This window comes from Spirosoma aerolatum, assembly GCF_002056795.1.
GTDB lineage: Bacteria > Bacteroidota > Bacteroidia > Cytophagales > Spirosomataceae > Spirosoma > Spirosoma aerolatum.
Genome location: NZ_CP020104.1, coordinates 587557 through 613190, shown reverse-complemented (window position 1 = coordinate 613190; position 25634 = coordinate 587557). Strand labels below are relative to the sequence as shown.

At 49.4% G+C, this 25634-nt stretch carries 23 protein-coding genes; 13 read left to right on the top strand and 10 right to left on the bottom strand.

Features of this window, described 5'->3' with window-relative positions; translation table 11 throughout:
- Positions 1–58 precede the first annotated feature (58 nt).
- On the top strand, positions 59–973 hold the full coding sequence (locus tag B5M13_RS02640) for a TolB family protein (protein ID WP_080054170.1): 915 nt from the start codon (positions 59–61) through the stop codon (positions 971–973).
- Positions 974–1221: 248 nt separating this feature from the next.
- Positions 1222–1440: a DUF6965 family protein gene (locus B5M13_RS02635; protein WP_080054169.1), complete on the top strand. Its 219-nt coding sequence runs from the start codon at positions 1222–1224 to the stop codon at positions 1438–1440.
- A 5-nt stretch (positions 1441–1445) separates the two neighbouring features.
- On the opposite strand, the gene B5M13_RS02630 is transcribed toward B5M13_RS02635, so the two are convergent.
- A complete protein-coding gene (locus B5M13_RS02630) occupies positions 1446–2507 on the bottom strand; it encodes a sensor histidine kinase (protein ID WP_080054168.1) in 1062 nt (353 codons plus the stop codon).
- A gap of 97 nt (positions 2508–2604) precedes the next feature.
- Positions 2605–3858, bottom strand: coding sequence for an ornithine--oxo-acid transaminase (rocD, locus tag B5M13_RS02625; RefSeq protein ID WP_080054167.1), 1254 nt, complete (start codon positions 3856–3858; stop codon positions 2605–2607).
- 118 nt (positions 3859–3976) lie between these two features.
- Between rocD and B5M13_RS33680 the strand changes: the two genes are divergently transcribed.
- The 3 genes from B5M13_RS33680 (at position 3977) to B5M13_RS02615 (ending at position 5331) form a co-directional block, all read left to right on the top strand.
- Positions 3977–4147, top strand: coding sequence for a DUF5522 domain-containing protein (locus tag B5M13_RS33680; protein ID WP_170061078.1), 171 nt, complete (start codon positions 3977–3979; stop codon positions 4145–4147).
- Positions 4148–4207: 60 nt separating this feature from the next.
- Entirely contained in the window at positions 4208–4447 is a 240-nt protein-coding gene (gene rpmB, locus B5M13_RS02620) for a 50S ribosomal protein L28 (RefSeq protein ID WP_020601072.1), read from the top strand.
- Positions 4448–4608: 161 nt separating this feature from the next.
- The gene (locus B5M13_RS02615) at positions 4609–5331 is read left to right on the top strand and encodes an RluA family pseudouridine synthase (protein ID WP_080054166.1); all 723 of its coding nucleotides are present in this window, start codon (positions 4609–4611) and stop codon (positions 5329–5331) included.
- Between the two features lie 97 nt (positions 5332–5428).
- Here B5M13_RS02615 and B5M13_RS02610 read toward each other — a convergent pair whose 3' ends face one another.
- From B5M13_RS02610 to B5M13_RS02600, 3 genes are read right to left on the bottom strand one after another with little or no spacing between them, the layout of a single operon-like run.
- Positions 5429–8611, bottom strand: a complete 3183-nt coding sequence (locus B5M13_RS02610; protein ID WP_080054165.1) for an efflux RND transporter permease subunit — start codon at positions 8609–8611, stop codon at positions 5429–5431.
- A 2-nt stretch (positions 8612–8613) separates the two neighbouring features.
- Positions 8614–9573 carry an efflux RND transporter periplasmic adaptor subunit gene (locus tag B5M13_RS02605; RefSeq protein WP_080054164.1) on the bottom strand — a complete coding sequence of 320 codons (960 nt, stop codon included), beginning with the start codon at positions 9571–9573 and terminating at the stop codon, positions 8614–8616.
- Position 9574: 1 nt separating this feature from the next.
- Positions 9575–10858: a TolC family protein gene (locus tag B5M13_RS02600; protein ID WP_080054163.1), complete on the bottom strand. Its 1284-nt coding sequence runs from the start codon at positions 10856–10858 to the stop codon at positions 9575–9577.
- Positions 10859–11114: 256 nt separating this feature from the next.
- Between B5M13_RS02600 and B5M13_RS02595 the strand changes: the two genes are divergently transcribed.
- Positions 11115–11801, top strand: coding sequence for a peptidoglycan recognition protein family protein (locus B5M13_RS02595; RefSeq protein ID WP_080054162.1), 687 nt, complete (start codon positions 11115–11117; stop codon positions 11799–11801).
- 8 nt (positions 11802–11809) lie between these two features.
- On the opposite strand, the gene B5M13_RS02590 is transcribed toward B5M13_RS02595, so the two are convergent.
- A complete protein-coding gene (locus B5M13_RS02590) occupies positions 11810–13477 on the bottom strand; it encodes a M28 family metallopeptidase (protein ID WP_080054161.1) in 1668 nt (555 codons plus the stop codon).
- Between the two features lie 181 nt (positions 13478–13658).
- Between B5M13_RS02590 and rihA the strand changes: the two genes are divergently transcribed.
- The gene (gene rihA, locus B5M13_RS02585) at positions 13659–14597 is read left to right on the top strand and encodes a pyrimidine-specific ribonucleoside hydrolase RihA (protein ID WP_080054160.1); all 939 of its coding nucleotides are present in this window, start codon (positions 13659–13661) and stop codon (positions 14595–14597) included.
- A 68-nt stretch (positions 14598–14665) separates the two neighbouring features.
- Here the strand turns inward: rihA and B5M13_RS02580 are convergent, their stop codons facing one another.
- The gene (locus tag B5M13_RS02580) at positions 14666–15247 is read right to left on the bottom strand and encodes a hypothetical protein (protein WP_080054159.1); all 582 of its coding nucleotides are present in this window, start codon (positions 15245–15247) and stop codon (positions 14666–14668) included.
- Between the two features lie 106 nt (positions 15248–15353).
- Between B5M13_RS02580 and B5M13_RS02575 the strand changes: the two genes are divergently transcribed.
- The 5 genes from B5M13_RS02575 (at position 15354) to B5M13_RS02555 (ending at position 19596) form a co-directional block, all read left to right on the top strand.
- A complete protein-coding gene (locus B5M13_RS02575) occupies positions 15354–15914 on the top strand; it encodes an NUDIX hydrolase (protein WP_080059769.1) in 561 nt (186 codons plus the stop codon).
- A 146-nt stretch (positions 15915–16060) separates the two neighbouring features.
- Positions 16061–17233, top strand: a complete 1173-nt coding sequence (locus tag B5M13_RS02570) for a pyridoxal phosphate-dependent aminotransferase (RefSeq protein ID WP_080054158.1) — start codon at positions 16061–16063, stop codon at positions 17231–17233.
- A gap of 93 nt (positions 17234–17326) precedes the next feature.
- Positions 17327–17746 (top strand): GxxExxY protein, encoded by a 420-nt coding sequence (locus B5M13_RS02565; RefSeq protein ID WP_080054157.1) that lies wholly within the window; start codon positions 17327–17329, stop codon positions 17744–17746.
- Positions 17743–18600 carry a prephenate dehydrogenase gene (locus B5M13_RS02560; protein ID WP_080054156.1) on the top strand — a complete coding sequence of 286 codons (858 nt, stop codon included), beginning with the start codon at positions 17743–17745 and terminating at the stop codon, positions 18598–18600. The genes B5M13_RS02565 and B5M13_RS02560 overlap by 4 nt, the downstream gene beginning before the upstream one ends.
- A 105-nt stretch (positions 18601–18705) precedes the next feature.
- Positions 18706–19596 carry an aldo/keto reductase gene (locus B5M13_RS02555; protein ID WP_080054155.1) on the top strand — a complete coding sequence of 297 codons (891 nt, stop codon included), beginning with the start codon at positions 18706–18708 and terminating at the stop codon, positions 19594–19596.
- A gap of 82 nt (positions 19597–19678) precedes the next feature.
- Here the strand turns inward: B5M13_RS02555 and B5M13_RS02550 are convergent, their stop codons facing one another.
- Positions 19679–20134 carry a ferritin-like domain-containing protein gene (locus tag B5M13_RS02550; protein WP_080054154.1) on the bottom strand — a complete coding sequence of 152 codons (456 nt, stop codon included), beginning with the start codon at positions 20132–20134 and terminating at the stop codon, positions 19679–19681.
- An 86-nt stretch (positions 20135–20220) separates the two neighbouring features.
- Positions 20221–21528: a hypothetical protein gene (locus B5M13_RS02545; RefSeq protein ID WP_245859708.1), complete on the bottom strand. Its 1308-nt coding sequence runs from the start codon at positions 21526–21528 to the stop codon at positions 20221–20223.
- 630 nt (positions 21529–22158) lie between these two features.
- On the opposite strand from B5M13_RS02545, the gene carB reads away from it, so the two are divergent.
- Positions 22159–25035, top strand: a complete 2877-nt coding sequence (carB, locus tag B5M13_RS02540; RefSeq protein WP_080054153.1) for a carbamoyl-phosphate synthase large subunit — start codon at positions 22159–22161, stop codon at positions 25033–25035.
- 55 nt (positions 25036–25090) lie between these two features.
- On the opposite strand, the gene B5M13_RS02535 is transcribed toward carB, so the two are convergent.
- Complete coding sequence (locus B5M13_RS02535) at positions 25091–25507, bottom strand: hypothetical protein (protein WP_080054152.1); 417 nt, start codon at positions 25505–25507, stop codon at positions 25091–25093.
- Positions 25508–25634: the final 127 nt, after the last annotated feature.

The window sequence follows — 25634 nt, the reverse complement described above, 5'->3', positions numbered from 1 at the left end:
GGTAATGAGTATTGTCTTATCTTGCTGGATAAACATTATTTACAACCTGCACTTCCTCATGAACTATTACCCTTCGTCGCTCACCGATCGGCGCTTATCCCTACGCTTTAGTAGCATCGTCGTTTATATTGTCTGTGCCCTATGGGCTACCTCTCCGGTATTGGCGCAGGCAGATACGGATATTTTTTTAGTCGATATCACAACATCACCACTAAAAGTGGGTATTCCGCAGAATATTACCCAGCGAAAAGGGTATGATAATCAACCGTCTTTTTCGCCTGATGGAAAAAGCCTGTTGTATACATCCATGCAGGTCGATGGGCAAACCGACATTTATCAGTATTCTCTGGACTCTAAAATCACTATACAATTAACCAGAACCCCCGAAAGTGAATACTCGCCAACCATAACTCCTGACCGGGCTTATTTTTCCGTCATTCGTGTTGAAGGTGATAAAACGCAGCGGTTGTGGAAATTCCCGTTGTCGGGTACTGGCGAATCCATATTGGTGCTTCCTGCCGTAAAACCAGTTGGTTATCATTGCTGGCTGGATTCTGACTGGCTGGCACTCTTTATTTTAGGGTCGCCCAATTCGCTCCAACTGGCGAAGGTAAGTACGGGCGATACCATTCGAGTAGCTACCAGCATTGGCCGAACACTGCTAAAAATTCCGGGGAAGCAGGCGTTGAGTTACGTTCATAAACAGGATGCTACCCACTGGGAAATACGGCAGCTTGACTTGAAAACACGAACATCAATGGGTATCGTACCAACTCTGGAGGGCAGCGAGGATTTTATATGGACGCCCGATGGCACGATTTTAATGGCCCGTGGGCCTGTATTGTATCAGTACAATCCTAAAACTACTTCAGGCTGGCAGCCCGTTGCCGATTTTAGTTCAGCCGGTATCACGCAACTTACTCGATTAGCCATTGATCCAGCCGGTAAAAAGCTGGCTTTGGTCGCCCAGTAAGAAACTTCGAATGGATGAAAAATATAAAATGCTGGCTCCTCTCAGACCAGCATTTTAGTTATTACTGCAACAATCAAGCCCATCGGTAGTTATGAAAAAGGCAAACACACTGGCTCTAAAAGAACCAGCGTGTTGCACTTTCCAACGGTGTTCTCTCAAACACCGTTGGAAGTGATTGCAATTTTTGGGCCGAATGTATTTATGCCTGAAGAGATGGAAATAAAATCTCAGGTGCCTACCTTCGTGCTATGAATACCAATAGCGACTACCAGGACCTGATTGATTTTTTTTCGGGCCGCGACCTACCTACTGGCCCTCAGCACATTAACGAATTCAGTGTTTTTTTTAACCTGTCCAGTGCAGTAAGCAACCGACTTAACCAGCTTAACAGCGACGTAGCCGCTACACGAAAGTCGGCCGCGCTCATGCTTACCGAAGTAAAACAGTGGCTACAGAATCAAGGGTAACCAGCTTATCGGTTATGTTCGCTTTTAGACACCGTTACTTCAGCGGGAGGAGGTAACAGCGGAACACCCACTCGAAATCTGAACTCATCCTGGTAGACACTTACCGATGGCTGGTCAAGCAGCTTATATTTCGTCATACTATCCTGCAAACCAGCCTGATTCGAAGCGGCTGTAGCCGTTCGGAGTTGACGGTTATTTTCTACATACAGCATCTTCTGCTCTGTATACACACGAATAGTTAGGGGCCGATCAGCCGAGATAATGTTGTGCCTGATGGCATTTTCGAACAGGAGCTGAAGGGTCAGCGGTGGTATCAGGCATAGCATAGCATGCTCATCTACAGCGATTTCCATAAATACTCCGTCACCAAATCGCGTCTTTAACAGATAAAAATACGATTTGATAAACCGGATTTCCTCGGCCAAAGGACACAGAGACCGCTCATCCTGTCGAAGCAAATACCGATATACTGACGATAATTCGTCCAGAAACAGCTCGGCCTGCTGGGCATCGGTGGTTATAAGCGACGAAAGTGAATTCAGATTATTGAATAAAAAATGAGGGTTGATCTGCGTTTTTAGCGAGTCGAGCTGGCTTTGTAAATTCACTTTTTTTAGCTCTTCGGCCTCTTCATAGGTCATTCGCCACCGCTGGTACAAATAAATGCCTTCGTAGACAGCCGCAATCTGAACAGTACCCACTACCGACACCAATGTATTAAAAAAATACGGCTTGAACTCAAACAATTCCGTTGAATGCCAAAGGCCTATCTGCTGGTAAAACCAAGTCTGGGTAATGCGAATAAAACTGGCAAAGACAACAAACCAACTGAACTGATAAAGCACCCGCTGCCATGTCTGCGTTTGTTCGGGGTAGCGTCGTCGGGAGAAAATGATGCCCCAGCGGTTAATTTCCCAAACGACTACACTACCCAGCACGAAAAAAAAAGGAATGCGCCAATCATCAGGATAAGGAACGTTGGTATACCCATACATAGCCCATTGGCCCACCAAGGCTAGCAATGGTACCCCCAGTATCCGCATCCATTTATCGTTCAGTGGCTGCATTCGGGCCTAACTATTAGTAAACGTATACAAAAAGGACAGAGTGATGGGTACTTACCATGTCTCTGTCCTCGTTCCTTACCCGTCTGGTCGTACGCGCTTAAAAAGCGAGTATTGTCTTCTCAATAATGTCACACGCTTCGTGAAGTTGCTCTTCGTTGATCACAAGCGGTGGTGCAAATCGAATCTTATCGCCGTGCGTTGGCTTGGTCAGCAAGCCGTTGTCTTTCAGTTTTAAACAGATCTCCCAGGCGGTTTCCTCCCCGAATTCCGGACGCTCGGAAATCACTATGGCGTTGAGCAGCCCTCTTCCCCGAACGGATTTCACGAGGTCGGTTTTCTGGCTTAATGCTGTCATACGAGCCCGGAACACCTCGCCCATTGCGGTTGCATTCTCGGCTAGCTTCTCATCGTCTACGACCTGTAATGCCTCCATCGTAACGGCACAAGCTAGTGGGTTTCCGCCATATGTACTGCCATGTTCACCCGGTTTTATAGTTAGCATAACCTCATCGGATGTCAATACGGCCGATACGGGCATCGTTCCGCCCGAAAGCGCCTTACCCAACACTAGTAAATCAGGTTTTACCCCTTCGTGATCGCAGGCAATACGGGTTCCCGTCCGCCCGATACCCGTCTGGACTTCATCAGCGATAAACAGCACATTGTACTTGGTACACAGGTCGCGTACACCACGTAGGTAACCCTCGTCGGGCACTACCACACCCGCTTCGCCCTGAATCGGTTCTACCATAAATCCGGCAATATTCGGATCACTTTTGAAGGTATCTTCCAGGGCGTTGAGGTCGTTGTAGGGAATCACAATGTAGCCCGGCAGCAATGGCCCGAAATCGTTGGTACTACTCGGATCGGTCGACGACGAGATAGCCGCCAGGGTCCGTCCCCAAAAGTTTCCAGCGGCATACACTGTTTTGGCCTGGTTCTGCGGAATCCCTTTCACTTTATACGCCCATTTGCGCGTCAGTTTCAGCGCCGTTTCTCCCCCTTCGGCCCCGGAATTCATCATCAGGGCTTTGTCGTACCCAAAATAGTCACAGAGGAATTTTTCGCAGATACCCGTCTGATCGTTGTAGAACGCTCTTGAGGTCAGGGTAAGCCGTTGCGCCTGCTTAATCAGAGCGTTGATAATTCGGGGGTGACAGTGGCCCTGACTGACGGCACTATACGCCGACAGAAAATCGAAATAACGCTTGTCCTCTACATCCCATACGAAGACACCTTCGCCCCGCGTCAATACCGCCGGGATAGGATGATAGTTATGCGCGCCATAGTGCCATTCGAGTTCCATGGCTTTATCGGCGGGCGATGTCGGGGTGATTGGTTCAATCGTCATAGCTACAAACGGTTAAAGTGAAAACGTTGATGAAGGCTTTTGGGCAGGTTGCAACTAAGCGGCTCCGTTGTCCGTTTATTTTCAAAAATACATGGATTTAGGCAGACCCACAACCCCTATGCCTGTACAACCTACCAGGAAGAAAGTCCCTGATTTAGTCGACGACGATTATTACTATACGCCGGAAGGCTATCTCGTCTTTACAGCAGCCTATCACCTCAAACGGGGTTATTGTTGCCAGAATGGCTGCCGACATTGCCCCTATGGTTTCAAAAAAAAGAAGCAATGACTTGCAGATTATGAATTATTTAGCGAATTTTGCGCCCTCATACGGAAAACGAGTACGGTAATGGCCAGAGTTTGTCAAATCACAGGAAAGCGCACCCGCGTCGGAAACAACGTTTCGCACGCTAACAATAAAACCAAGCGTAAGTTTTATCCGAACCTGCAAAAGAAGCGGTTCTTTGTTGAATCGACGGGTGAGTGGATCACGCTGAAAGTGGCTACGTCCGCTATCAAGACCATCAATAAAAACGGTCTGGAAGCCACCATTCGCAAAGCAGCTCAGCGCGGTACGCTGACCGCTTAATTTGCTACGATCTTATCTATAAGCCTCTTCCGGTCAGGAGGAGGCTTTTTGTGTTTGTTATTAGTGTCATTTGATAGTCATTCGTAATCATTAAGCCCCCTTGATTACGTTTAGCGATGAACCCTACAAATGCCACCAATGACTATCAAATGACCTGCTAAATGAAACTGAACTTTGAAGACCTCATTGTATTTGAAAATGAGGATTATATACTCATCAACAAGCCTCCGCATGTAGCTTCGCTCGACGAACGGACAACCGACCGGACGGGCATTAGCATTCTGCGGATGGCTAAGGAATATCATGCTGATGCGCAACTAGGCCACCGGCTGGACAAAGAGACATCGGGGATTCTGGCGATTGCCAGGAACCCGGAAGCCTATCGCCATCTGGCCATGCAATTCGAGCATCGGGAGGTGACCAAGCGCTACCATGCGGTTACCAATGGCGTACACAATTTCGATAACGTATCCGTCTACTTACCCATTTCGCCAATTAAAGACGGTACAGCTGTACGGATTGACCGGGAGAAAGGGAAGATTGCCGAAACGATTTTCAATACGCTACAGGCATTTCGGACAACAACGTTGGTGGAATGCATGCCCATAACGGGCCGAATGCACCAGATTCGGGTTCATCTGATGTGTCTTAAGGCACCCATTGTTTTTGATGCCACTTATGGAGGAGAGCCCGTCTATCTGTCTGATGTGAAGCGCAAATTCAACCTGAAGCAGGGCACTGAAGAACAGCCGCTCATCCAACGGGTAGCACTCCACGCCCATTCGCTGACCTTCGCCCTGTTGAATGGTGAAGAGCAAACGTTTGTCGCCCCTTATCCAAAAGATTTCAATGTGCTGGTCAAGCAGTTGGAAAAGTTTGCGTGAAGCAGACGTGAGGTAGAATGTACAATGAAAAATGCATAATGAACAATGATTTCTAGATGGATTCATTGTTCATTATGCATTTTTCATTGTACATTACCTAAATCTCCGTTCCTTCTTCGATTGGTTCAGGAATGTGGTGGCCAGAGGAATCAAGCGGGGTCGGTCGGGGCCGCTTACGGTTGATAATGTAGAATAAGGGCGGAATAATCAGCGGGGTAAACAGTAAGGTCGTCGTCAATCCGCCGATGATTACTGTAGCTAGTGGGCGCTGCACATCGGAACCGATACCACTCGAAATGGCGGCTGGCACCAGACCAATAATTGCCACGACCATAATCGCCATAATGGCCCGAAACTGTTCCTGAGCCGTGTCAATGGTAATTTCCATCAACGACTTCGGGTTATTGATCAGGTTACGATTCAGGGCCGATACCAGCAGTACGCCAGCCATTACCGAAATCCCAAAAATCGAGACGAAGCCCACACCGGCCGAAACGTTGAAGTTATACCCTCGCAACAACAAAGCCCCAATACCACCCGCCAGTGCAAACAGCAAACAGGTAAGCGTCAGAAAGGTATCCCGAACATTGCCGTAAAGCATAAACAGGAATAAGAAAACAACCACAATTGTCAGAGGAATCGAGATCGCCAGTTGACCGCCTGCCCGTTCGAGGTTCTCGTATTGCCCCCCGTAAATAACACTGTAGCCTTCCGGGATTTTTACGTGTTCGCGCACTTTCTGGCTAATCTCCTTGACAAAACCGCCCTGGTCGCGCCCCCGAATATTGGTTCGAACCGTCACCATGCGCTTGCCATTAATGCGGTAAATATTGGTTTGGCCCTGTACATAGCGAATGTCGGCCAGTTCGTTCATGGGAATCAATGCCCCCGAAGCCGATGGAACCTGAAGCAACCGGATGGCATCCATACTACCACGACTTTCGGGTGTGAAGCGAACCACAATATCGTACCGTTTGGCTTCGTCATAAATTGACCCGATGGCTTTCCCACCAATGGCTGCTTCGATCATGCTCTCGATTTCGGCCACGTTGATGCCATACCGGGCAGCCGCCGGCCGATTGATTCGAATGGCTAACTGGTCCTGCGGCCCCTCCTGCTCGATATTCACGGACACGGCCCCATTCATACCCCGTACCAGCGTGGCGATGCTATCGGCTTTACTGCGCATCAGCGATAAATCGCTACCGACAACCGAAATGGCCAGATCGGCAGCACTACCCGTCACAATCTCCATCACCTGGTCGATAATTGGTTGACCCGACGAGAAAAACGCGCCCGGAAAAGCCTCCTGCAACTGGTTCTGCATCGAACGGACAATCTCTTTCTTCGAAATCGTATCCGACCAGGTGCTGTAATCTTTGAGACCAATCAGAATTTCGGTACGGTCAGTTGGGAAGGGGTCGGTACCGTCATCGTTACGCCCGGCCTGGGTAATCACAAAGCTGACCGGCTTATAGGTACTGATAATATCCCGGATTTTAGGAGAGATCTTGGCATTTTCCTGAATCGTAATCCCCGACGGCATAAACGCCCGCATGAAAATGGACCCTTCATCCAACTCGGGAAGAAATTCAGTCCCCAGCTTCAGACCAAATCCAATCATGACCAGCACGACGATCATCCCTACGCCCACAACCAGACGTGGCACACGAAATAGTACTGATTTCAACAACCACTGATAACCGTGTTCCAATGGCGAAAGCAGCAGGTTTTTATGCTCTTTCAGCGGTTTGCCATCATGAGCCAATGCTTTCCGAAAAGCAAACGAGATCAAAACCGGGATTAAGGTCAACGCGCAGATCAGCGAACCAATGACGGCGAACGAAAGCGTCAACGCCATTGGACTGAACAGTTTTCCTTCTACCCGTTGCATGAGCAGAATGGGCATGTAGGCCAGAATGATGATCGTGACCGAGAAGAAAATTTCCCGTGCTACTTCGCCAGCCGACCGGGTTGTAACATTCACAATGCCCTGATTTCGCTCGGCCGGGCCCGACGATCGATATTTTCGGATCAGATGTTCGGCCATAACACTGGCACCATCTACAATAATACCGAAGTCGATAGCCCCCAGCGACAGTAGGTTGGCCGGAATACCGACCAGTTTCATCAGAATAAAGGCAAACAGCAGCGAAAACGGAATGGTGACGGTAACGACCAAAGCCGCTCGTAAACTGCCTAAAAACAGAACCAGCAAAATGGCAACAATCGAGATACCTTCGATCAGCGTGTGGGCAACCGTTTCGAGCGAATGGTCGATTAAAAAACCCCGGTCGTACAATACCCGCAGATGAACGCCACGCGGTAGTTCGCGGGCCTCCAGATCCGCTATTTTCGCCTTTAACAACTCAAGTACTTCGCTGGGATTTTCGCCCCGGCGGAGCAGCACAATTCCTTCGGTAGCGCCGATCACGTCCAGGTTTTCGTCGGGAATCCGATAGCCAAGAATCCCCGATGGCGACGGCGGGTTGATTTCGACACTGGCCACATCGCTCAGCAGAACCGGAACACCTTCGTTCGCTTTCAGGACGATATGCTGAATATCTTCGGGCGTTTTCAGCGCACCGAGCCCCCGAACGGCAAAACCCTGCCCTCCGCGCGCAATGATATTCCCGCCCGTATTCTGGTTGTTTTTCTGAACGGCATCGATTACATCCTGCAAGGTCAGGCTGTATTTACGCAGTTTTGCCGGGTCAGGAATCACCTGAAACTGCTTGATCGGCCCACCGAAGGTCGTTACATCGGCCAGCCCCGGCACCTGTAGCAACTGTGGAATGATAACCCAGTCCTGCAAATCCCGCAGTTGCATGGGCGTCATGCTCGGTGGCGCTTCGATTACATATCGATAGATTTCACCAACGGCCGTAGTCAGCGGAGCCAGTTCGGGCGATACGCCATCCGGCAGTTCGGCCCCCGACAGCCGTTCAATAACCTGCTGACGGGCAAAGTAGTCCGTAACGGTTTCATCGAAATTCAACTGCACCACCGACAACCCAAAGATGGTCCGTGAGCGTCGGTCGGTTACGTGTGGAACACTGTTCAGAACCCTTTCGATGGGAATCGTTACCTGCTGCTCAACCTCTTCAGCTGCCCGTCCGTCATACTTGGCAATGACAATGACGTTGGTATCGGCAATATCCGGATAGGCTTCAATCTTGAGCAGTTTGAAGCACCACAGGCCCAGGCCCATCAATGCCACGGCGCATCCGACGATGACCCAGCGGTTCCGGAGCGAAAATGTTATTAAATGCTGAATCATAATCAGTACCCGAAGCTCAACCCTTTCAATTGCAGGACATTGGCCGATACAACGGCCTCTCCGTCTTTCAATCCACTCTGCACCACAACCCGGTCGGCCCGTTGCTGCCCTAGCTGTACGGCCCGTCGTTCAATAGCCTGTGGCCCGGTTTTCACAAACACATAATCGCGTCCCTGCACCGTCACGACCGCATCGCGCGAAACAGTCATAAAATTGCCATCGACAACGCCAAACTGAACGGTAGCAAACATACCCGCCTTCAATCGACCATCGGGGTTAGCGACCGAAATGCGAAGTTTGATCTGGCGAGTGGTATTGTCGACGTAATCATTGACATTATCGATCACGCCCTGAAATCGCTCATTTGGAAACGCCGTAAAATTGAGCGTGCATTTCAACCCACTCCGAATACTACCAAACTGATTTTCAGGTATTTCACAAACCACTAAAATTGTATTCGGGCGGGCCTGCCGCAGTGCTTTCGGGTCGAAACCTGCTAGTTTCAGCGTCGCTTCGTCCGAAATGATGGCCGCTTCTTCATTGGCCAGTTGGGTTTGGGCTTCAATAACTTCCTTGCCCGATGCGGCCCCATGCGCCTGCAAATCCTTGATCCGTTCGAGATTCCCTTTCTGTGTCTGGATGTTGATCCGGTGTTGCAAAATGGCGGTGTAATTATCCGCCAAACCAGGGTCATCGAACAGCACCAGATGCTCGGCTGGATTTTCGACCGAACGAACCACCATAGCCGCGATATGGCCAGGAGCCGTAAAATCGGTGCGAACGGCCGACGAATGAACGGCCTGGGTTTCGAAGGCCCGCATCATAACCGCATCAGGAAACGTAATCTGGCTTCCGTCGGTGCTAATGGTCGGGCGAGGTATGGCTTTGACTACCGACCTGGGCTTTTCTTTACAGGCCGTTGACAAAAGCACGAAGGCAATAAGTATATGGCGAAAGGTCATGCTAGTATAAGTTGATCTGCCCGGTGACGTACAGCAACCGGACGTAATTCTGACGGTAGGCATAAAGACTCTGATAATAAGCCGTTTGGGTATCGAACCACGAACTTTCAGCCTGAAGCAGATCGATCAGCGTTGTGGCCCCCCGCAGATAGGCATACCGGACAGAAGCCAGTACCTGATCGGCATCGCGCCGAATGCCAACATACCGATCAATGTTCTGACGACTGGTCATAAACGACTGATACGCCGTTTGCACCTCCGCTCGGATTCGGGTCTGTACCAGCGTAGCCGCCTGACTTGCCTGCTCCTGCAATACCCTCGACTTCTGAATCTCCCCCTGATTGCGGCTATAAACAGGCAACTCAATGGTCAGGAATACACCTGCATATGGAATGGCATTCTGGGGGTTCCAGATAAAACCGGCCTCGTTACGCGGTCTAGCCAACACCTGCTGCAAGTCGACATTTCGTTTGGCCGATTCGATGTTGGCTTCAGCCGCCAGCACATCGGTTCGGTTGGCCGTAGCCAGTCGCAATAGGCTATCAGCCGTTGCAATAACGGTCGGGTATAATCTAAGTGGGTTTGTGAAAGCCGGATGGATGATCGAATCATTCATGGCCACATTCACACTATCGGCAATCCCCAGTACGAGCTGCAATTCATTCAGCCGATTGCGAAGATCCTGCTGGGCTGTACGGGTCTGGATGTCATACTGATCTGAAATCAACTGTGTTCGGGTCAGATCGGTGGTCGTAATAACCAGATTTTTCAGCCGTACCTTATTCAACTGTACCAGCGTATCCACATTGGCTTTGGCCCGCTGCAAGAGGGCTAGCTGAATACGGGCATACCAGGCATCGAGGTACCGATTGGCGGCCTCGAATAATAAATTCCGTTCCGTTTCGGCTACGCTCCGAATGGCCAGATTGGTATTGGCTTCGGCTGCCCGATTCCGGTACGTCCGTTTATGGTAAATATCAAACTCCTTGGTAGCTTGAAACCAGAATTGCCGCCGTTGCCGACTTAACAACCCAACGGCTTCGGAGCCCGGAGTAGGTGTTAACTGAACGAGCGTCTGGTTATTCAGCACCGGATTTGGCCGCAAATTTGCAGTTACCTGATCGGCCTGGGCCACATTGATATTGAGCCGTTCGACTCGGAGAGCCGGGCTATTAGTACGTACTTGTTGAAGCGTCTGTCGTAAGTTTAGTGTAACCTGAGCCGAAGCAGGCAAATAAAATAATCCAACAAACAGCAGAGAATATGATGCGATGTTTACCCTCATCCGCTTAGAAATGCCTAAACAAAATAACGCGTCATCAATTCGATTACCGAAGAATCAGAATTAAAAGGTAGTTAAATGTACTTATGGCTATTTTTACAAACTGTTAAAACCCGGCTGAATAGCCCAGGTCTTTAGAAAGGTGATTACTTAGAAAAAATACCTATACCTACTCTCAATACAGTACTATTATCCCTGGGTTGATACTATTTTCAAGCCATTGTCTACTTGTCAGCATTCCCACCGACTTTACCTGAAAATGAAATTCCTGATTTCCTTCTTCATCAGCTTATCCCTGTTCACCTCCTGCACACAACGCCCTCTACGAATCATTGACAAACCGATTGTTTTTGACGAGCAACGTCGGCAACTGTCTCTCGACTATCTGGCCAAACGGCACGGTCTTGAACAAACTGAACCATATATCAAGCCCAGGATGATTGTGCTTCACTGGACGGCTGTTCCGACGCTGGAGGCCACTTTCAATATCTTTAATCCTTCTGTATTACCGGGTCGTCCTGATCTTCAGGCAGCCAGCTCCCTAAATACTTCCGTCCCCTTCCTGGTCGATCGGGATGGCACCATCTTTCGCCTGTTGCCCGATACAACCTTTGCCCGGCACTGCATTGGCCTGAACTACTGTGCTATTGGGATTGAAAACGTGGGCAATAACGACCTGACCCGAGCGCAACTGAAAGCCAATGTGCAACTGGTACGGTACCTGAAACGTCACTATCAGGGAATCGACTACCTGATTGGCCATTACGAGTATACGGATTTCATCGGCACTCCGCTCTGGCGCGAAACCGATCCCAACTACCTGACCGGAAAGACAGACCCAGGCAAGTGGTTTATGCGTAAAGTCAGAAGTCGGGTCAGAGACTTACACCTGAAAGGCAGTCCCCGAAAACCCGACTCCGTCGATGTACCGATGTTATTACAATAGAAAGCGGGCTATTTCACTAGCTCACCTTTGCCAAACTTTGTTCCGAAGAAATCACCTTTGTTCCAGGTCGGGCGCTGCTCATCCTGGGCCGTCAGGTATCCTACTAAAAATTGCAGTTGGGCGTGTTTGGCGGCTGACTTAAAATCAAACGGCTGGTTCATATCGTCCTGGGGTGAGTGATAAATGGAGGCCCGCCAGTCGAGGTTGAGTTTGGTACCATCGAGGTTTGGATTACCCGTTTGTGACCCACTTTTAATGAACAGCGCCGGAATTCCCTGCCGAACAAAACTAAAGTGATCGCTCCGCATAAATACCGTTTGTTCGGGAATCGGGTCTGGACTAATCTCTACACCTAAAAAACTGGCTGCCTGTTTGACTTCTTTACTTAGGCTCGAATGTTCGGCTCCGTACGGCACAATGTCGAGTAGTGGATGAAAAAAGAAGGGCATATCGAGCGTCAGGTTCGCCACAATTTTGTCTTTGGGTACAGTTGGGTTTGAGGCAAAATAATCAGACCCAAGCAAGCCCATTTCTTCGCCCGTTACACATACAAAAAGTACCGACCGACGGGGCGCTTTGGGTAAAGACGTAAACAGCCTCGCCGTTTCGAGGTTGATCGCTACCCCTGATGCATTGTCATGAGCACCGTTGTAAATAGAATCCCCCTTTACTAAGCGACCAATCCCAAGATGATCGAGGTGGGCTACATACACCACATATTCGTTTTTCAACATGGGATCGGTGCCGGGTAATAGCGATACCAGATTAAATCCGGCCACATCTTCTACAAGTTCAGTCTGGGTCTGTATCCGCACCGACACATTGAGCGGAAAGGCCTGTGGGCGATTTTTATTAGCCTGTTTTATTGCATCGCTGAATGGCGTTGGTGCATTGGTAAAAAGCAGTCGAGCCGTTGAATCGCCCAGCGAAGCAGCCCCTTTGATTGCCGGGTAGGTGCGCTGGGGTTTCCCTTGCTTGTCGACCCAGCGATAAATACCCTGCCGATTGCGGGGCGCGGCTGTTTCGATGCGGTTGCGGAGGTCGGTAGGCATGCTAAAGGCAATGGTCCCCACAGCGCCATGCGCTACGGCATTCTCGGCCTTCGATGAGGAATAATACGCGCGTTGATTGGAGGGAAAACCAGCCGGAGCCCCATTCAGGAAAGCGACAATTTTGCCTTTTACATCGATACCGGCGTAATCGTCGTAGTCGAGTTCGGGAGCGGATACACCATAACCGACAAAAACGACCGAAGCCGATACCTCACTGGTTGGATGATCGGGATTCGGATTCAGGATAAACTGTTTGCCATATTGTAACGATTGTTCGCGGCCATTCGCAATCAGCGTCATCGAACTACCCGCTTCGTTAGTTTGCCAGCGACGCAGCGGTACGGCCTGCCGATACGACTTGTTTTCTCCTGCTGGCTGAAGCCCAAGGGCTTTAAACTGGGAAACGACGTAATCGGCCGCCATCGCAAAGCCGCGCGTACCTGGTTTCCGGCCTTTCAGCGAGTCGTTAGCCAGAATACGCATATGAATCTGAATAGCGTCGGGCCGGGCGGTTTTCACTACCTGTTGGGCATCGGTAGGAATGGCATTGGACTGTCCGAACGAAACACTGAGCCCGCAGAGTGTGAGGCATGAACTGAGAAGTGTTGTAGCAATTGAGCGCATCGGCAAATGAGGAAAGCAAACGAGTAGCTAAGATAAGCCGTCAATTCAGCAGAACCAATTGGAAACGTATGCCAACATATAGCTTTCCGGTCGGGTATGTACAAAGGTGATATATTTGGGCCCTCATATTTTTTGGGAAAGCCAGTCGAATGGCTGGCAAACACAACGCAAACGACAAACCATGAAGAAACGTCCGATAATTATAGATTGCGATCCCGGCCACGATGATGCCGTGATGCTCATGCTGGCCATTGGCAGCGACTTATTCGATATTAAAGCCATCACTACGTCGGCTGGCAACCAGACTCAGGCCAAGACGCTGAAGAATGCGCTGAAAATTATGGCCCTGACAGGTGCAAACATTCCCGTTTATAAAGGTGCCGATAAACCGTTGTTTCGTGAACTGATCATTGCCGATTATGTACACGGCGAAATGGGAATGGATGGCCCAAGCCTACCCGAACCTACGCTCCAGCCTGAGCCTTTATCGGCCGTTGAAGCCATCGCGAAGATGTTGACTGAGAGTGATGAAGCCATTACCCTTGTTCCGACGGGGCCCTTGACCAATATTGCCACGTTTCTGCTGGCCTACCCCCACCTGAAATCAAAAATTGAGCGTATCTCGATTATGGGCGGTGGGGCTTTCCGAGGCAATATGACCCCAACGGCCGAATTCAATATTTATGTCGATCCAGAAGCGGCTGCCATTGTATTTAGTTCGGGCGTACCCATTACGATGTGCGGCCTCGACGTAACCCATAAGGCGCTGGTATTTCAGGAGGATATTGAGCGGTTCCGATCCATTGGTAATCAATCGGGTACGGTGGTGGCCGAGTTGATGGACTTCTTTTCGATTTTTTATCGGCAGGAGCGTCCCGAACTCAACGGAGGAGCAGCCTTGCACGATCCCTGCGCCATTGCCTGGCTAATCGCGCCATCGCTGTTTGAGTCAAAATCGTGTTTTGTGGATGTCGAAACAGCCGGAAAACTGACTACGGGAACCACTGTTGTCGACTTTTTCAATGTTCTGAAAAAGACACCCAACGTCGAATTCGTGTATGATATTGACCGGGAAGGCTACCTTAATCTAATCTACGACGCCGTGCAGAAATTACCCTAAATTCTTTTTTCGACAGGATTTACAGAATTAACAGCCAGTAAAAACATCCTGTAAATCCTGTCGAAAACTTAAAACCACGGTCGCTTCACTTTAAAAGAGCGTTTCAAACCGCTGATCATCAGGAAGGCTCCTAACAGGCCGAAAATAATCGCGAGTGTGGTAATACCCAGAATAGCAAACACAACGGCTACCAAAATAACGATTACAGATGCTTTCAGTTTCCAGCTAATCCGTTGCCACCAGTTAAGCTCTTTCCGAAGCGGTATGCCCAGGCTTTGTCGAATCCGGTTGCCCAATCGAAGTTGATTCTTAGGCTTAGGCCGAGGGTCAGGCTGCTGGGTCGTTGTTTCTTTTTCTGTAGCCAACACACGCTCTACCCGCTGCATTCGCTGTTCGATCCGCAGCCGACTATCTACTTCATTTTTCAGACTCGCCACAGGCTCCGATACAAAAGCAGGCGCATCGGTTGTCGGTTGCTCGACAACAGAATCCACTTCCGGGACAATATCAGCAATTGGAACAGGTCGTTTTTCCACTAATAATCGGGTGGCTTCGGGATGAGGTGTGCGTTGAAAATAGGCAACGGGCCGATGGCATGACGACAGGAACAGGCAAAAAGTAGCTACTAAAAAAAGACTGTATTGTTTCATCAGGTCGCGGATTGTACAGATGACTGGCCAAAGCTAAAGTCCACTTTACAACGAATCAAAGCGGTCAGTTAATATGGCTCTGCCGAAAAAGCCTACCTTTGCCCCTATGAAACCAGAGAACGATCCTCGGCCCTGGCAGGTCGAAAGCTCCGAATATATCCATCAATTGCCGTGGTTTACGGTGCGCAAAGACGCTATTCGAATGGAGAATGGCGGTTCCATTCCCAACTATTTTATTTTCGAATATCCCGACTGGATCAACGTGGTTGCCGTTACAACCGAAGGGCAACTGGTTCTGATTCGGCAGTATCGACACGGTATTGGCGAGGTTCACTATGAGCTTTGTGCGGGCGTAATTGATCCCGGCGAAGAGCCACTGGTAGCCGCCCAGCGTGAACTACTGGAAGAAACTGGTTTTGGTGGTGGTACCTGGCAGCACCTGATGACCTTATCGGCCAACCCCGGCACGCATGCGAACCTGACATACTCATTCCTGGCTACGGGCGTCGAGTTGAAGCAGGCACAACATCTGGAAAAAACGGAAGAAATCACTGTCCATATCATATCGCGGGAACGGGCGAAGGAAATTATCAACGCGGGCGAAATGATGCAATCGTTGCACCTGGCCCCGTTGCTGAAATACCTTTTAGAAGCGGGATTAAGCTGATTTAGTGATTTATATGATTTTGTTTCTTATTGATCTAATAAGCTAGCACATTCTTTAAGCAAGTATCTTTGCAGTTTTAAATGAATGGATAGATAGATTTTAACGAAATCTGTTAAATCCTAAAATCTGTTAAATCCTGGTTAGAAGTGATTATCCCTCTTGCTCACCGCGCCGATCAGACGCAGGAATATTATTTTTCCGTTAAGCTGGCCGAAGTTCGCCGTCTTCAGGCCGCCGGTCACGACATTATCAATCTGGGCATTGGCAACCCCGATCTGATGCCTTCTGCCAATACCATCGGTGCGCTGATTCAGTCGGCCCAGCAGCCAACAGCTCATGGGTATCAACCCTACAAAGGAACCGTTGGCCTTCGCCAGGGCATTGCCAGTTTCTATAAGACTACGTATGGCGTTGATTTAAATTCCGAAACGGAAATACTACCGCTCATTGGCTCTAAAGAAGGCATTACGCATATTTCGTTAACGTTTTTGAATGAGAACGATGGTGTATTGGTGCCCGAACTGGGCTACCCGGCGTATCGGGCCGTTAGCCAGATGGTTGGGGCGCAGGTGAGCGAATACCCCCTTCTTGAACAGGGCGGCTGGCAACCCGACTGGGAAGCGATGACCGATCGGGTAAACGCATCGCCTGAAGGTTCCCCAACAAAGATTCTTTGGCTCAATTATCCGCACATGCCTACGGGCGCTCCAGCAACCTATGCGCTATTTGAAAAAGCAGTCCGGTTTGCGCATGACCATCAGATACTTATCTGCCACGACAACCCGTATAGCCTGATCCTCAACAAGAAGAAACCAATCAGTCTGCTGGCAGTCGATGGCGCAAAAGAGGTGGGCATTGAGTTAAACTCTCTCAGTAAATCGCATAATATGGCAGGGTGGCGCATTGGCTGGCTGGCGAGCAGCAAACCGTATGTGGACGCCGTATTGACCATCAAGAGCAACGTCGATTCGGGGCAGTTCAAACCGCTGATGGATGCAGCCGCCGAAGCATTGACTAATTCTGAAGCCTGGCATGAGGAACGTAATGCGGTTTATCAGGGTCGGCTCGATGCGGTTCACGCGTTTCTGGATGCACTGGGCTGTACGTACACGACCGATCAGGAAGGCTTATTCATCTGGGCCAAACTTCCCGATCATGTAGAATCGGCTGAAGCCTTTGTTGACGATCTGTTGCTCAACAAGCATATTTTCATAGCCCCCGGCTTCATCTTTGGCCCGAAAGGGAACCGCTACGTGCGTGTATCCTTATGCATGCCCAAGGAACGAATCAGAACCGGGATTGAACGGATTTTAGGATAAAAACGGATTTTGCTTTACTACTTCCCTCTTTTTACTCCTCAATGAATCTTGTAATGGAACAGATTTTTTTACGATTGTATATCCATTGAATTGATGCATCAGGATTACAAATATGGGGAGTTAACGCACCGTATTATCGGCTGTTCGATGGCAGTTCATCGAGTATTAGGTAATAGCTTTCAGGAAGTAATATACCAAAGGGCATTAGGTCATGAGCTTGGCATTTTTAACATAAGCTTTGCCCGGGAGGTCGATATGCCAATTTATTACAAGGGTGTATTGGTTGGTACAAGACGAGCCGATTTTCTTGCTGAAGACAAGCTGTTAGTTGAGTTAAAAGCGATTATTAAACTGGAAGAAGTACATCTGGCTCAAGCCATTAATTATCTGGAAGCGTACAATTTAGAAATTGGACCCCTAATCAATATTGGCGCTTCCAGCTTAGAGTTCAAGCGAGTTTTGAACCCTGATTTCCGCTTCATCCCAAAATCTGTTAAATCCCGGTTCAGATGACAGTTTCTATTGTAGGCATTGGTTTGTTAGGAGGCTCTTTCGCGCTGGCAGTTCGTGAAAAATACCCCAAAATGCGTTTTATCGGCGTCGATACGTCGTCGGTGAACGGGCAACTGGCGTTGGCCAAAGGGATTGTCGACGACGTACTGCCTTTGTCGGAGGCTATCGCTCAAAGTACACTGGTCGTCATGGCTACGCCCGTCAACACCATCATCGACTTATTACCAACCGTACTCGATCAGCTACCGACTGGGGCTACCGTCGTTGATTTAGGCTCAACTAAAGAAACCATTTGTGCCATTGCCGATGCCCATCCGAAACGTGCCCAGTTTGTCGCAGCTCACCCAATGGCCGGTACGGAGAACTCGGGGCCCGGCGCAGCTTTCCGCGAACTATTGCCGGGTAAAAACCTCATCATCTGCGACCGCGAAAAAAGTAACCCCGACAGTCTGAACCTGGTCGAAAGCCTATTCCGCGACATCGGTATGAAACTATTTTACATGACGCCCCAGGAACACGACCTGCATCTGGCCTATGTTTCGCACCTGAGCCACATCAGCGCCTTTGCCCTGGGCCTCACGGTGCTGGAAAAAGAGAAAGACGAAAAAGCAATTTTCGACATGGCCAGTACCGGTTTCAGTTCAACGGTACGGCTGGCGAAAAGCTCTCCGCAAATGTGGGCGCCCATCTTCGACCAGAATCGCGTCAACGTTTCCGACGCCCTGGCGGCCTACATCGAGTTTCTACAAAAGTTCAAACAGATTATCGACGAGCAGGATATTACGAATTCCCTCGAATTCATGCAGCGAGCCAACGTAATTCGACGGGTACTGGAGGGAATCGAGAAACGGTAAGGAAACAAAAACTTTACCGGGTTGCGGATACAAAAACGGTTTTAGATAGTTTATCAGGGGAACCTCCACCTATGGAGTATATACCCTGAATGATTAATAAAACCTATGCAATCAACTGAATCTGACGAATCAAAGCTGGCCGCACAGGCCGGAACAATTACAATTGGGGGCGATCTGACCGTCAACCGAATGGCTTATGGCGCCATGCGTATTACGGGCGATGGTATCTGGGGGCCTCCCAAAGACCATGACGAAGCCATCCGCGTATTAAAACGCACCCTGGAACTGGGTATCAATTTCATTGATACGGCCGATAGCTACGGCCCCTATGTATCGGAGGAACTGATCGCCGAGGCCCTTTATCCCTATCCAGATGGACTGGTTATTGGCACAAAAGGTGGCTTACTCCGAACCGGCCCCAATCAATGGCCCGTTGATGGCAGTCGCAAACACCTGGAAGAAGCGTTAAATGGCAGTTTGAAACGCTTAAAACTGGGCCGAATCGACCTTTACCAACTTCATCGTTTCGATACGAAAGTTTCGTCCGACGAATACCTCGGTTTTCTACAGGAAGCCCAGCAACAGGGCAAAATCCGGCACATTGGCCTGTCGGAAGTAGGTATTGATCAGATTGAGGAAGCCCGGAAGTATTTCGATGTCGTATCGGTGCAGAACAAGTATAATTTCGGGGATCAGACCTGGAACGACGTACTGAAATACTGCGAACAAAACGGCATCGCCTTTATTCCCTGGTTCCCGCTCAACGCCGGAAACGTTTCGGCCCAGCAAGCCATTCAGAAGGTGGCTGCCCGTCATCAGGTAGATGGTAAACCCGCTACCGATTATCAGGTTGCTCTGGCCTGGTTATTAGCCGCTTCGCCCGTAATGCTTCCTATTGCCGGAACGTCATCTGCCAAACACCTGGAAGAGAACGTAAAAGCTGTTACGATCAAATTAACCGACGAAGATCTGAAAGATATGCCTTTGCCTGCCTAAGTCAGAAGCCACCTGACGCAGCAAATAAAAATAGCCCGAAAGTTTGGAACTTTCGGGCTATTCTTTTCAAGGATGGTTCCCCTTAGGCTGCCTTTTCGAGCGACTTGATCCGATCCAGAGCGCTCTGCAATTCGGTCAATTGCTTCTGCAAATCCTCTTTGATGTAGGCTGGAATGTGATCTTTCTCAATCGCATCCTGATAAGCTTCAACAGCCGCATTTTCCCCGAACTCAACCGAGCTAAGGATGGAATCCCGGTCTTTGCCCGTCAGTGCTGACTTAATATCGATCCAGGCCCGGTGAATTTTGCTGGTTACGTCGGTTGATGTAGCGTCGGACACGGCCAGTCCATCGATTCGGACGATGTGGTCGGCCAGTTGGCTACGAAAGTTTTGGCTCTGCACTACATAGTGCCGGAAGATATCATCCAGCCCGGCATCTTCATTATCTTTAATCGCTTTTTCGTATCCCTGAATGCGGTCGTTATTGATTTTGACCAGTTCGTTCAGATCATCAACAATTTCGTCGTTCGTAATCATAACAGTTGATATTCGATTGGTTATTACTCGAATTTACAACTTGATGTACGGCCAAATGTTTACGAAAAGTCTGTTAAGAAATTATTTTAGGGAGTTGCCGTAATACTTCGTATCCGAACCGTTGACCCTTTCTCAAATTGGTATTGGCTTTCGGGACTGGTTAAGGATATCTGGTTGATGACACCGTCCCATCCAGCCAGTTGGCTGGTATTAATTTCGTACGTTCTGAATTGCCCGTCGCCAATAATTGGGAAATCGACATAACGACCGGGTATTTCGATAATGGCAATATCGCCAGGCTTTCGCCATACAAACCGAGCCACCGTTCCTTTCGTCTGAAAAGCGGCCTGTATGTAAATTTTCGGCACATCTGAAGCTTTCCAGTAGGCCATCGGGCTTATGATTCTGAACTCTCTTGCCGTTGGGTCGGCGCGGTACCAGCGCACATTCAGCTCATTCTGAATGGGCCAGCCCTTGTCGCGGGTATTTCCATAATACCACCCCTGCCGATCGGTAACAAATTTATAATTAGGTGCAGCAGGAGGCCGAGGTTGGTTATAGGCAAACTGCCGGATATCGGCCAATGACCCCACGATTAAATCGCACTCATATTCATACACGCCATTATAATCGACCAGTAAAGCGGGCTGGCTACATACATACCCGGATGACACATCAAACTCACCCCCTTCTTTCGTGACACCAAAACCCGCAGAGCTGAACCGCACCTCGCCTTTGGGCTTGTATAACCCAACCCCTCGTCCTGACGTATTGAGTAAGGCAATCCAGTTTTCAGTACCATACCGATTGATATTATCCTGTTCGCTGTATTCAGAAACAGCATCGTTCGTGAACGGCTTCAGACCATCATAGGTGATAATGCGGTAGTACGGGCCATTCAGGTACACACACGGAAATTCCTGCGTACGCGCTTCATACTGCGTTGTATCGGTCCGGTTGACCGTCATCCGACTGCGCATATGAACGGTATTTTCTTTCAGTTCAATCCAGTGTTCAAAGAAACAATCAGCGGGTTCGTTGAAGAGCGGCCATATAAGCGGAATTGTCTTGACATACAACGTGTTCTGTCCCTGCTGGTAACTGACAACCTGGGCCGGATGATTGAAATAGTCGCCCGTCTGAACTGGATTCCAACCCAGATTCCGCCACTGTTCAACAGGGTTTTTACCATTTACGCTATACGGATAAGGCCCTGCATAAAGGGAGGTCTGAATCTGACGGCCCAGGTCGTTGTTATTGACCATGTTCACATTACTGCCAGCTTCCGATAGATACGTGATAGCCCCACCAGCGTTTAGATCAATTGCCATACGAATTTTATCGTTGGCCAGATACAGTCGTTTCTGCGACGACTCCTGCGTTTGAGAAGGCAATCCCCCCCAGCCGGATTGGTTACAGCCGGTGCTTTATGTGGATCGGTCGATGGATAATCCCGAACGCAGGTGACAGCCAGGCAACTAATAAGAACGCAAACAATAAGTAAATAAGGTCGAGTCATAACGTAGTGACGTTTCGAATCTAAATTAGTAAAAAGAGCTCGTACGAAATAGTGTGCACTCCATATCTTATCCTGCGTTTTGTTCCGGCTTTGGCGCTTACGACCCCTCAGCAGTTACTCGTCCGATTGTATCGCATACGGGTGTCAGATTGGTACAATCTTAATAAGTACTGCCAGTATTCATCAACTTTTAGGATTCAGCTGCGTACTAAAAGGTTGTAAGCAATCCACAGGTACTTCACAAGCTATGTTCGTGATTCAACTAACTACTGACGGCTATAGCCAAAATAAATACCCATACACATCAAAAATGCTTACTTCTTATTTTATTCTGACATTCTCCTTTTCCATTCCCCGGTAAACCCCTAATTTTGCAGGATTTTTGACCGCCCCCTCCTACCAGGGGTCGCCAGATACTGCGCTTAGCTTATTGTTCATTCGGGGCCGCCCAGCCAATCCACTCGTGTGGTGGACATGCTCATGCGGTTCATTGCCCTGCTGAAAAATGCCTAAAAATACCAACATTCGCTCAGTACTGATTATCGGCTCAGGCCCTATTGTGATCGGCCAGGCTTGTGAATTCGATTATGCCGGTTCGCAGGCAGCCCGCTCCATCCGCGACGAAGGCATCGAAGTAGCTCTGATCAACTCCAATCCGGCTACGATCATGACTGATCCGATCAACGCCGATTATGTTTATCTGTTGCCGCTGGAGAAGAAGTCCATCGTCGATATCCTGAAAAAACATCAGGAGATGGGGAAACCCATTGATGCCGTTCTGCCGACAATGGGTGGCCAGACGGCCCTGAACCTGGCTATCGACTGTGACAAAGCCGGTATCTGGCAGAAATACGGTGTTCAAATCATCGGTGTTGATATCAAAGCCATTGAAACGACCGAAGACCGCGAGAAATTCCGGTTGCTGATGCTCCAACTAGGTGCAGGTGTCTGCAAAGGACGTACGGCCCGCTCGTTTCTGGAAGGCAAAGAAATTGCTCAGGAAATTGGCTTCCCGCTCGTTATTCGGCCTTCGTTTACACTGGGGGGCACGGGTGGTGGCTTTGTCAACACGCCCGAAGAATTCGATAAAGCCCTGACTCACGGCTTACATGCATCGCCCGTCCATGAAGTACTGGTGGAGCAGAGCGTTATGGGCTGGAAGGAATACGAACTGGAACTCCTGCGGGATAACAAGGGGAATTTCATCATCATCTGCTCCATCGAAAACTTCGATCCGATGGGTATCCATACTGGCGACAGTATCACGGTGGCACCAGCGATGACCCTGCCCGATACGCTGTATCAGCAAATGCGCGACCTGTCGATCCGGGTTATGCAGGGCATTGGGCAGTTTGCAGGGGGATGTAATATCCAGTTCTCAGTGAATCCACAAACCGACGATATTATTGTTATCGAAGTGAATCCGCGCGTGAGTCGTTCGTCGGCACTGGCATCGAAAGCAACGGGGTATCCGATTGCCAAGATTGCGGCCAAAATGGCCATTGGTTACAACCTCGACGAACTAATCAACCCCATTACGGGAACCACCTCGGCCTTCTTCGAGCCTGCCATCGACTATGTGATTGTGAAAGTGCCCCGCTGGAACTTCGACAAGTTTCCGGGTGCCGATCGGTCGCTGGGGCTACAAATGAAGTCGGTAGGGGAAGCGATGGGGATTGGCCGGAACTTCCAGGAAGCCCTGCAAAAAGCCTGTCAGTCGCTCGAAATCCGACGCAATGGTTTGGGTGCCGATGGTCACGAACTGACCGACCGGGCCGCTCTGACCGAAAGCCTGAAACACCCAAGCTGGAACCGGCTGTTCCATATCTACGATGCCTTCAAGGCCGGGATGTCGTTCCGAACCATTCAGCAACTGACCCGCATCGACCCCTGGTTCCTGCACCAGATTGAAGAACTGATCGAACTCGAACGCGAAATTCAGCAGTACGATCTGGAAGACCTCCCTCCCGAACTGTTGCGTACAGCTAAGCAGAAAGGCTATGCCGACCGCCAGCTGGCTCACCTGCTTCAGGTAAAAGAAAGCAAGGTGTATCAGTATCGTCAGGCGCACAACATTCGTCGTGTGTACAAGTGCGTGGATACCTGTGCGGCTGAGTTTGAGGCAAAAACGCCGTATTACTACTCAACTTTCAACAATCAGGTGCCCATCACGACCGACCACGCTGAGCCGGTTTCGGATCTGCCAGGCAACGAATCCATTCGGAGTAATCGCAAAAAAGTGGTCGTTCTGGGTTCGGGTCCTAACCGGATTGGGCAAGGTATCGAGTTCGACTATTCGTGCGTACATGGCGTACTGGCGGCTAAAGAAGCGGGTTATGAAACCATCATGATCAACTGCAATCCGGAAACGGTTTCGACCGACCCCGATATTGCGGATAAACTGTACTTCGAGCCGGTTTTCTGGGAACACGTTCACGCCATCATCATGCATGAGCAACCCGAAGGGGTTATTGTTCAGTTAGGTGGTCAGACAGCCCTGAAGATGGCGGAAAAGCTGACCCGGTATGGCATCAAAATCATCGGTACGAGCTGGGAAGCCCTCGACCTGGCCGAAGACCGAGGCCATTTCTCGGAAATGCTCCGCAAACTGGACATTCCGTATCCAAAATTCGGTACGGTTCGGGAATCCGAAGGGGCCATCGAACTATCGCGCGAATTAGGATTCCCGCTGCTGGTGCGTCCGAGCTACGTGCTCGGCGGGCAGAGCATGAAGATCGTCATCAATGAGAACGAGTTGGAAGCGCATGTGATGAAGATTCTGGAGACAATTCCCGACAACAACATCCTGCTCGACCATTTCCTCGAAAACGCAATTGAAGCCGAAGCCGACGCGATCTGCGATGGCGAAGATGTGTATATCATCGGTATCATGGAACACATCGAACCAGCGGGTATTCACTCCGGCGATTCATATGCCCTATTGCCACCCTTCGATCTGAGCGAAAACGTACTCAACCAGATTGAGGAATACACCAAGAAGATAGCCGTAGCGCTGAAAACCGTTGGGTTAATCAACATCCAGTTTGCCATCAAGGATGAGCAGGTGTATGTAATTGAAGCCAACCCACGCGCCAGCCGGACGGTTCCGTTTATCTGCAAAGCATACCAGGAGCCATACGTCAACTACGCAACGAAGGTGATGCTGGGTGATAAGAAGGTTAAGGACTTCACGTTCAAGCCTGTCAAGAAAGGCTATGCGATCAAAATTCCGGTGTTCTCGTTCAGCAAATTTCCGAACGTCAACAAGGAACTTGGCCCCGAAATGAAATCGACTGGCGAAGGCATCTACTTCATCGATGACCTTACCGATGATTACTTCCAGAAGGTCTACTCCGAGCGAAATTTATACCTGAGCCGGTAGTTTCCAATACACGAAGCGCCCCAACCTTTTCCAAAAGTTGGGGCGTTTTGTTTTTTCATCGGATGAAGATATGGCTGAACCCATCCGTAATATCGATGTCGTACAGAGTCAATTTCCCTGTCTGAAAAATCATCTGCTGATTGCCGTACAGAACCGGAACAAAGTTTTTGACAGCTCCCGAATACACCTTTTTATTGCTGACTGTTAGTACATACTCGTCAGGATTTTTCGCTTGCTGAACGCTATAGTCACTGGAAAAGAAAAGCGTATCGGAGCGCGTAATCGTCAGTTTTCCAGCTTCATCGAGTCGTAAAAGAACCTGCTCCCCTGCCTTGGGCTTATAGACGATTCCGGCAAAGCCACCTGCCGACTGCGACCATATCCAGTTTCCGACATAAGCTGGTGAGGCCGTTTCTTTATGGCAACCTACCAGCAGCATAGCTCCCAACAGCACAAAGACGAGTCGTTTCATACCGTATTATATCAACTTTCTGATAAGATACACCCGAAAACCGAAACGTTGGAATCAGAACCTTAAAAATCTGTTTACCAGCCAATTCTGTTAAAAACAACTGACCCACTTTACATCACGTAAAGTG

Excerpts from the sequence above, each read along its gene's own strand:
- B5M13_RS02640 (WP_080054170.1), top strand. The coding sequence starts at position 59 with ATGAACTATTACCCTTCGTCGCTCACCGATCGGCGCTTATCCCTACGC.
- B5M13_RS02635 (WP_080054169.1), top strand. The coding sequence starts at position 1,222 with ATGAATACCAATAGCGACTACCAGGACCTGATTGATTTTTTTTCGGGC.
- B5M13_RS02630 (WP_080054168.1), bottom strand. The coding sequence starts at position 2,507 with ATGCAGCCACTGAACGATAAATGGATGCGGATACTGGGGGTACCATTG.
- rocD (WP_080054167.1), bottom strand. The coding sequence starts at position 3,858 with ATGACGATTGAACCAATCACCCCGACATCGCCCGCCGATAAAGCCATG.
- B5M13_RS33680 (WP_170061078.1), top strand. The coding sequence starts at position 3,977 with ATGCCTGTACAACCTACCAGGAAGAAAGTCCCTGATTTAGTCGACGAC.
- rpmB (WP_020601072.1), top strand. The coding sequence starts at position 4,208 with ATGGCCAGAGTTTGTCAAATCACAGGAAAGCGCACCCGCGTCGGAAAC.
- B5M13_RS02615 (WP_080054166.1), top strand. The coding sequence starts at position 4,609 with ATGAAACTGAACTTTGAAGACCTCATTGTATTTGAAAATGAGGATTAT.
- B5M13_RS02610 (WP_080054165.1), bottom strand. The coding sequence starts at position 8,611 with ATGATTCAGCATTTAATAACATTTTCGCTCCGGAACCGCTGGGTCATC.
- B5M13_RS02605 (WP_080054164.1), bottom strand. The coding sequence starts at position 9,573 with ATGACCTTTCGCCATATACTTATTGCCTTCGTGCTTTTGTCAACGGCC.
- B5M13_RS02600 (WP_080054163.1), bottom strand. The coding sequence starts at position 10,858 with ATGAGGGTAAACATCGCATCATATTCTCTGCTGTTTGTTGGATTATTT.
- B5M13_RS02595 (WP_080054162.1), top strand. The coding sequence starts at position 11,115 with ATGAAATTCCTGATTTCCTTCTTCATCAGCTTATCCCTGTTCACCTCC.
- B5M13_RS02590 (WP_080054161.1), bottom strand. The coding sequence starts at position 13,477 with ATGCGCTCAATTGCTACAACACTTCTCAGTTCATGCCTCACACTCTGC.
- rihA (WP_080054160.1), top strand. The coding sequence starts at position 13,659 with ATGAAGAAACGTCCGATAATTATAGATTGCGATCCCGGCCACGATGAT.
- B5M13_RS02580 (WP_080054159.1), bottom strand. The coding sequence starts at position 15,247 with ATGAAACAATACAGTCTTTTTTTAGTAGCTACTTTTTGCCTGTTCCTG.
- B5M13_RS02575 (WP_080059769.1), top strand. The coding sequence starts at position 15,354 with ATGAAACCAGAGAACGATCCTCGGCCCTGGCAGGTCGAAAGCTCCGAA.
- B5M13_RS02565 (WP_080054157.1), top strand. The coding sequence starts at position 17,327 with ATGCATCAGGATTACAAATATGGGGAGTTAACGCACCGTATTATCGGC.
- B5M13_RS02560 (WP_080054156.1), top strand. The coding sequence starts at position 17,743 with ATGACAGTTTCTATTGTAGGCATTGGTTTGTTAGGAGGCTCTTTCGCG.
- B5M13_RS02555 (WP_080054155.1), top strand. The coding sequence starts at position 18,706 with ATGCAATCAACTGAATCTGACGAATCAAAGCTGGCCGCACAGGCCGGA.
- B5M13_RS02550 (WP_080054154.1), bottom strand. The coding sequence starts at position 20,134 with ATGATTACGAACGACGAAATTGTTGATGATCTGAACGAACTGGTCAAA.
- carB (WP_080054153.1), top strand. The coding sequence starts at position 22,159 with ATGCCTAAAAATACCAACATTCGCTCAGTACTGATTATCGGCTCAGGC.
- B5M13_RS02535 (WP_080054152.1), bottom strand. The coding sequence starts at position 25,507 with ATGAAACGACTCGTCTTTGTGCTGTTGGGAGCTATGCTGCTGGTAGGT.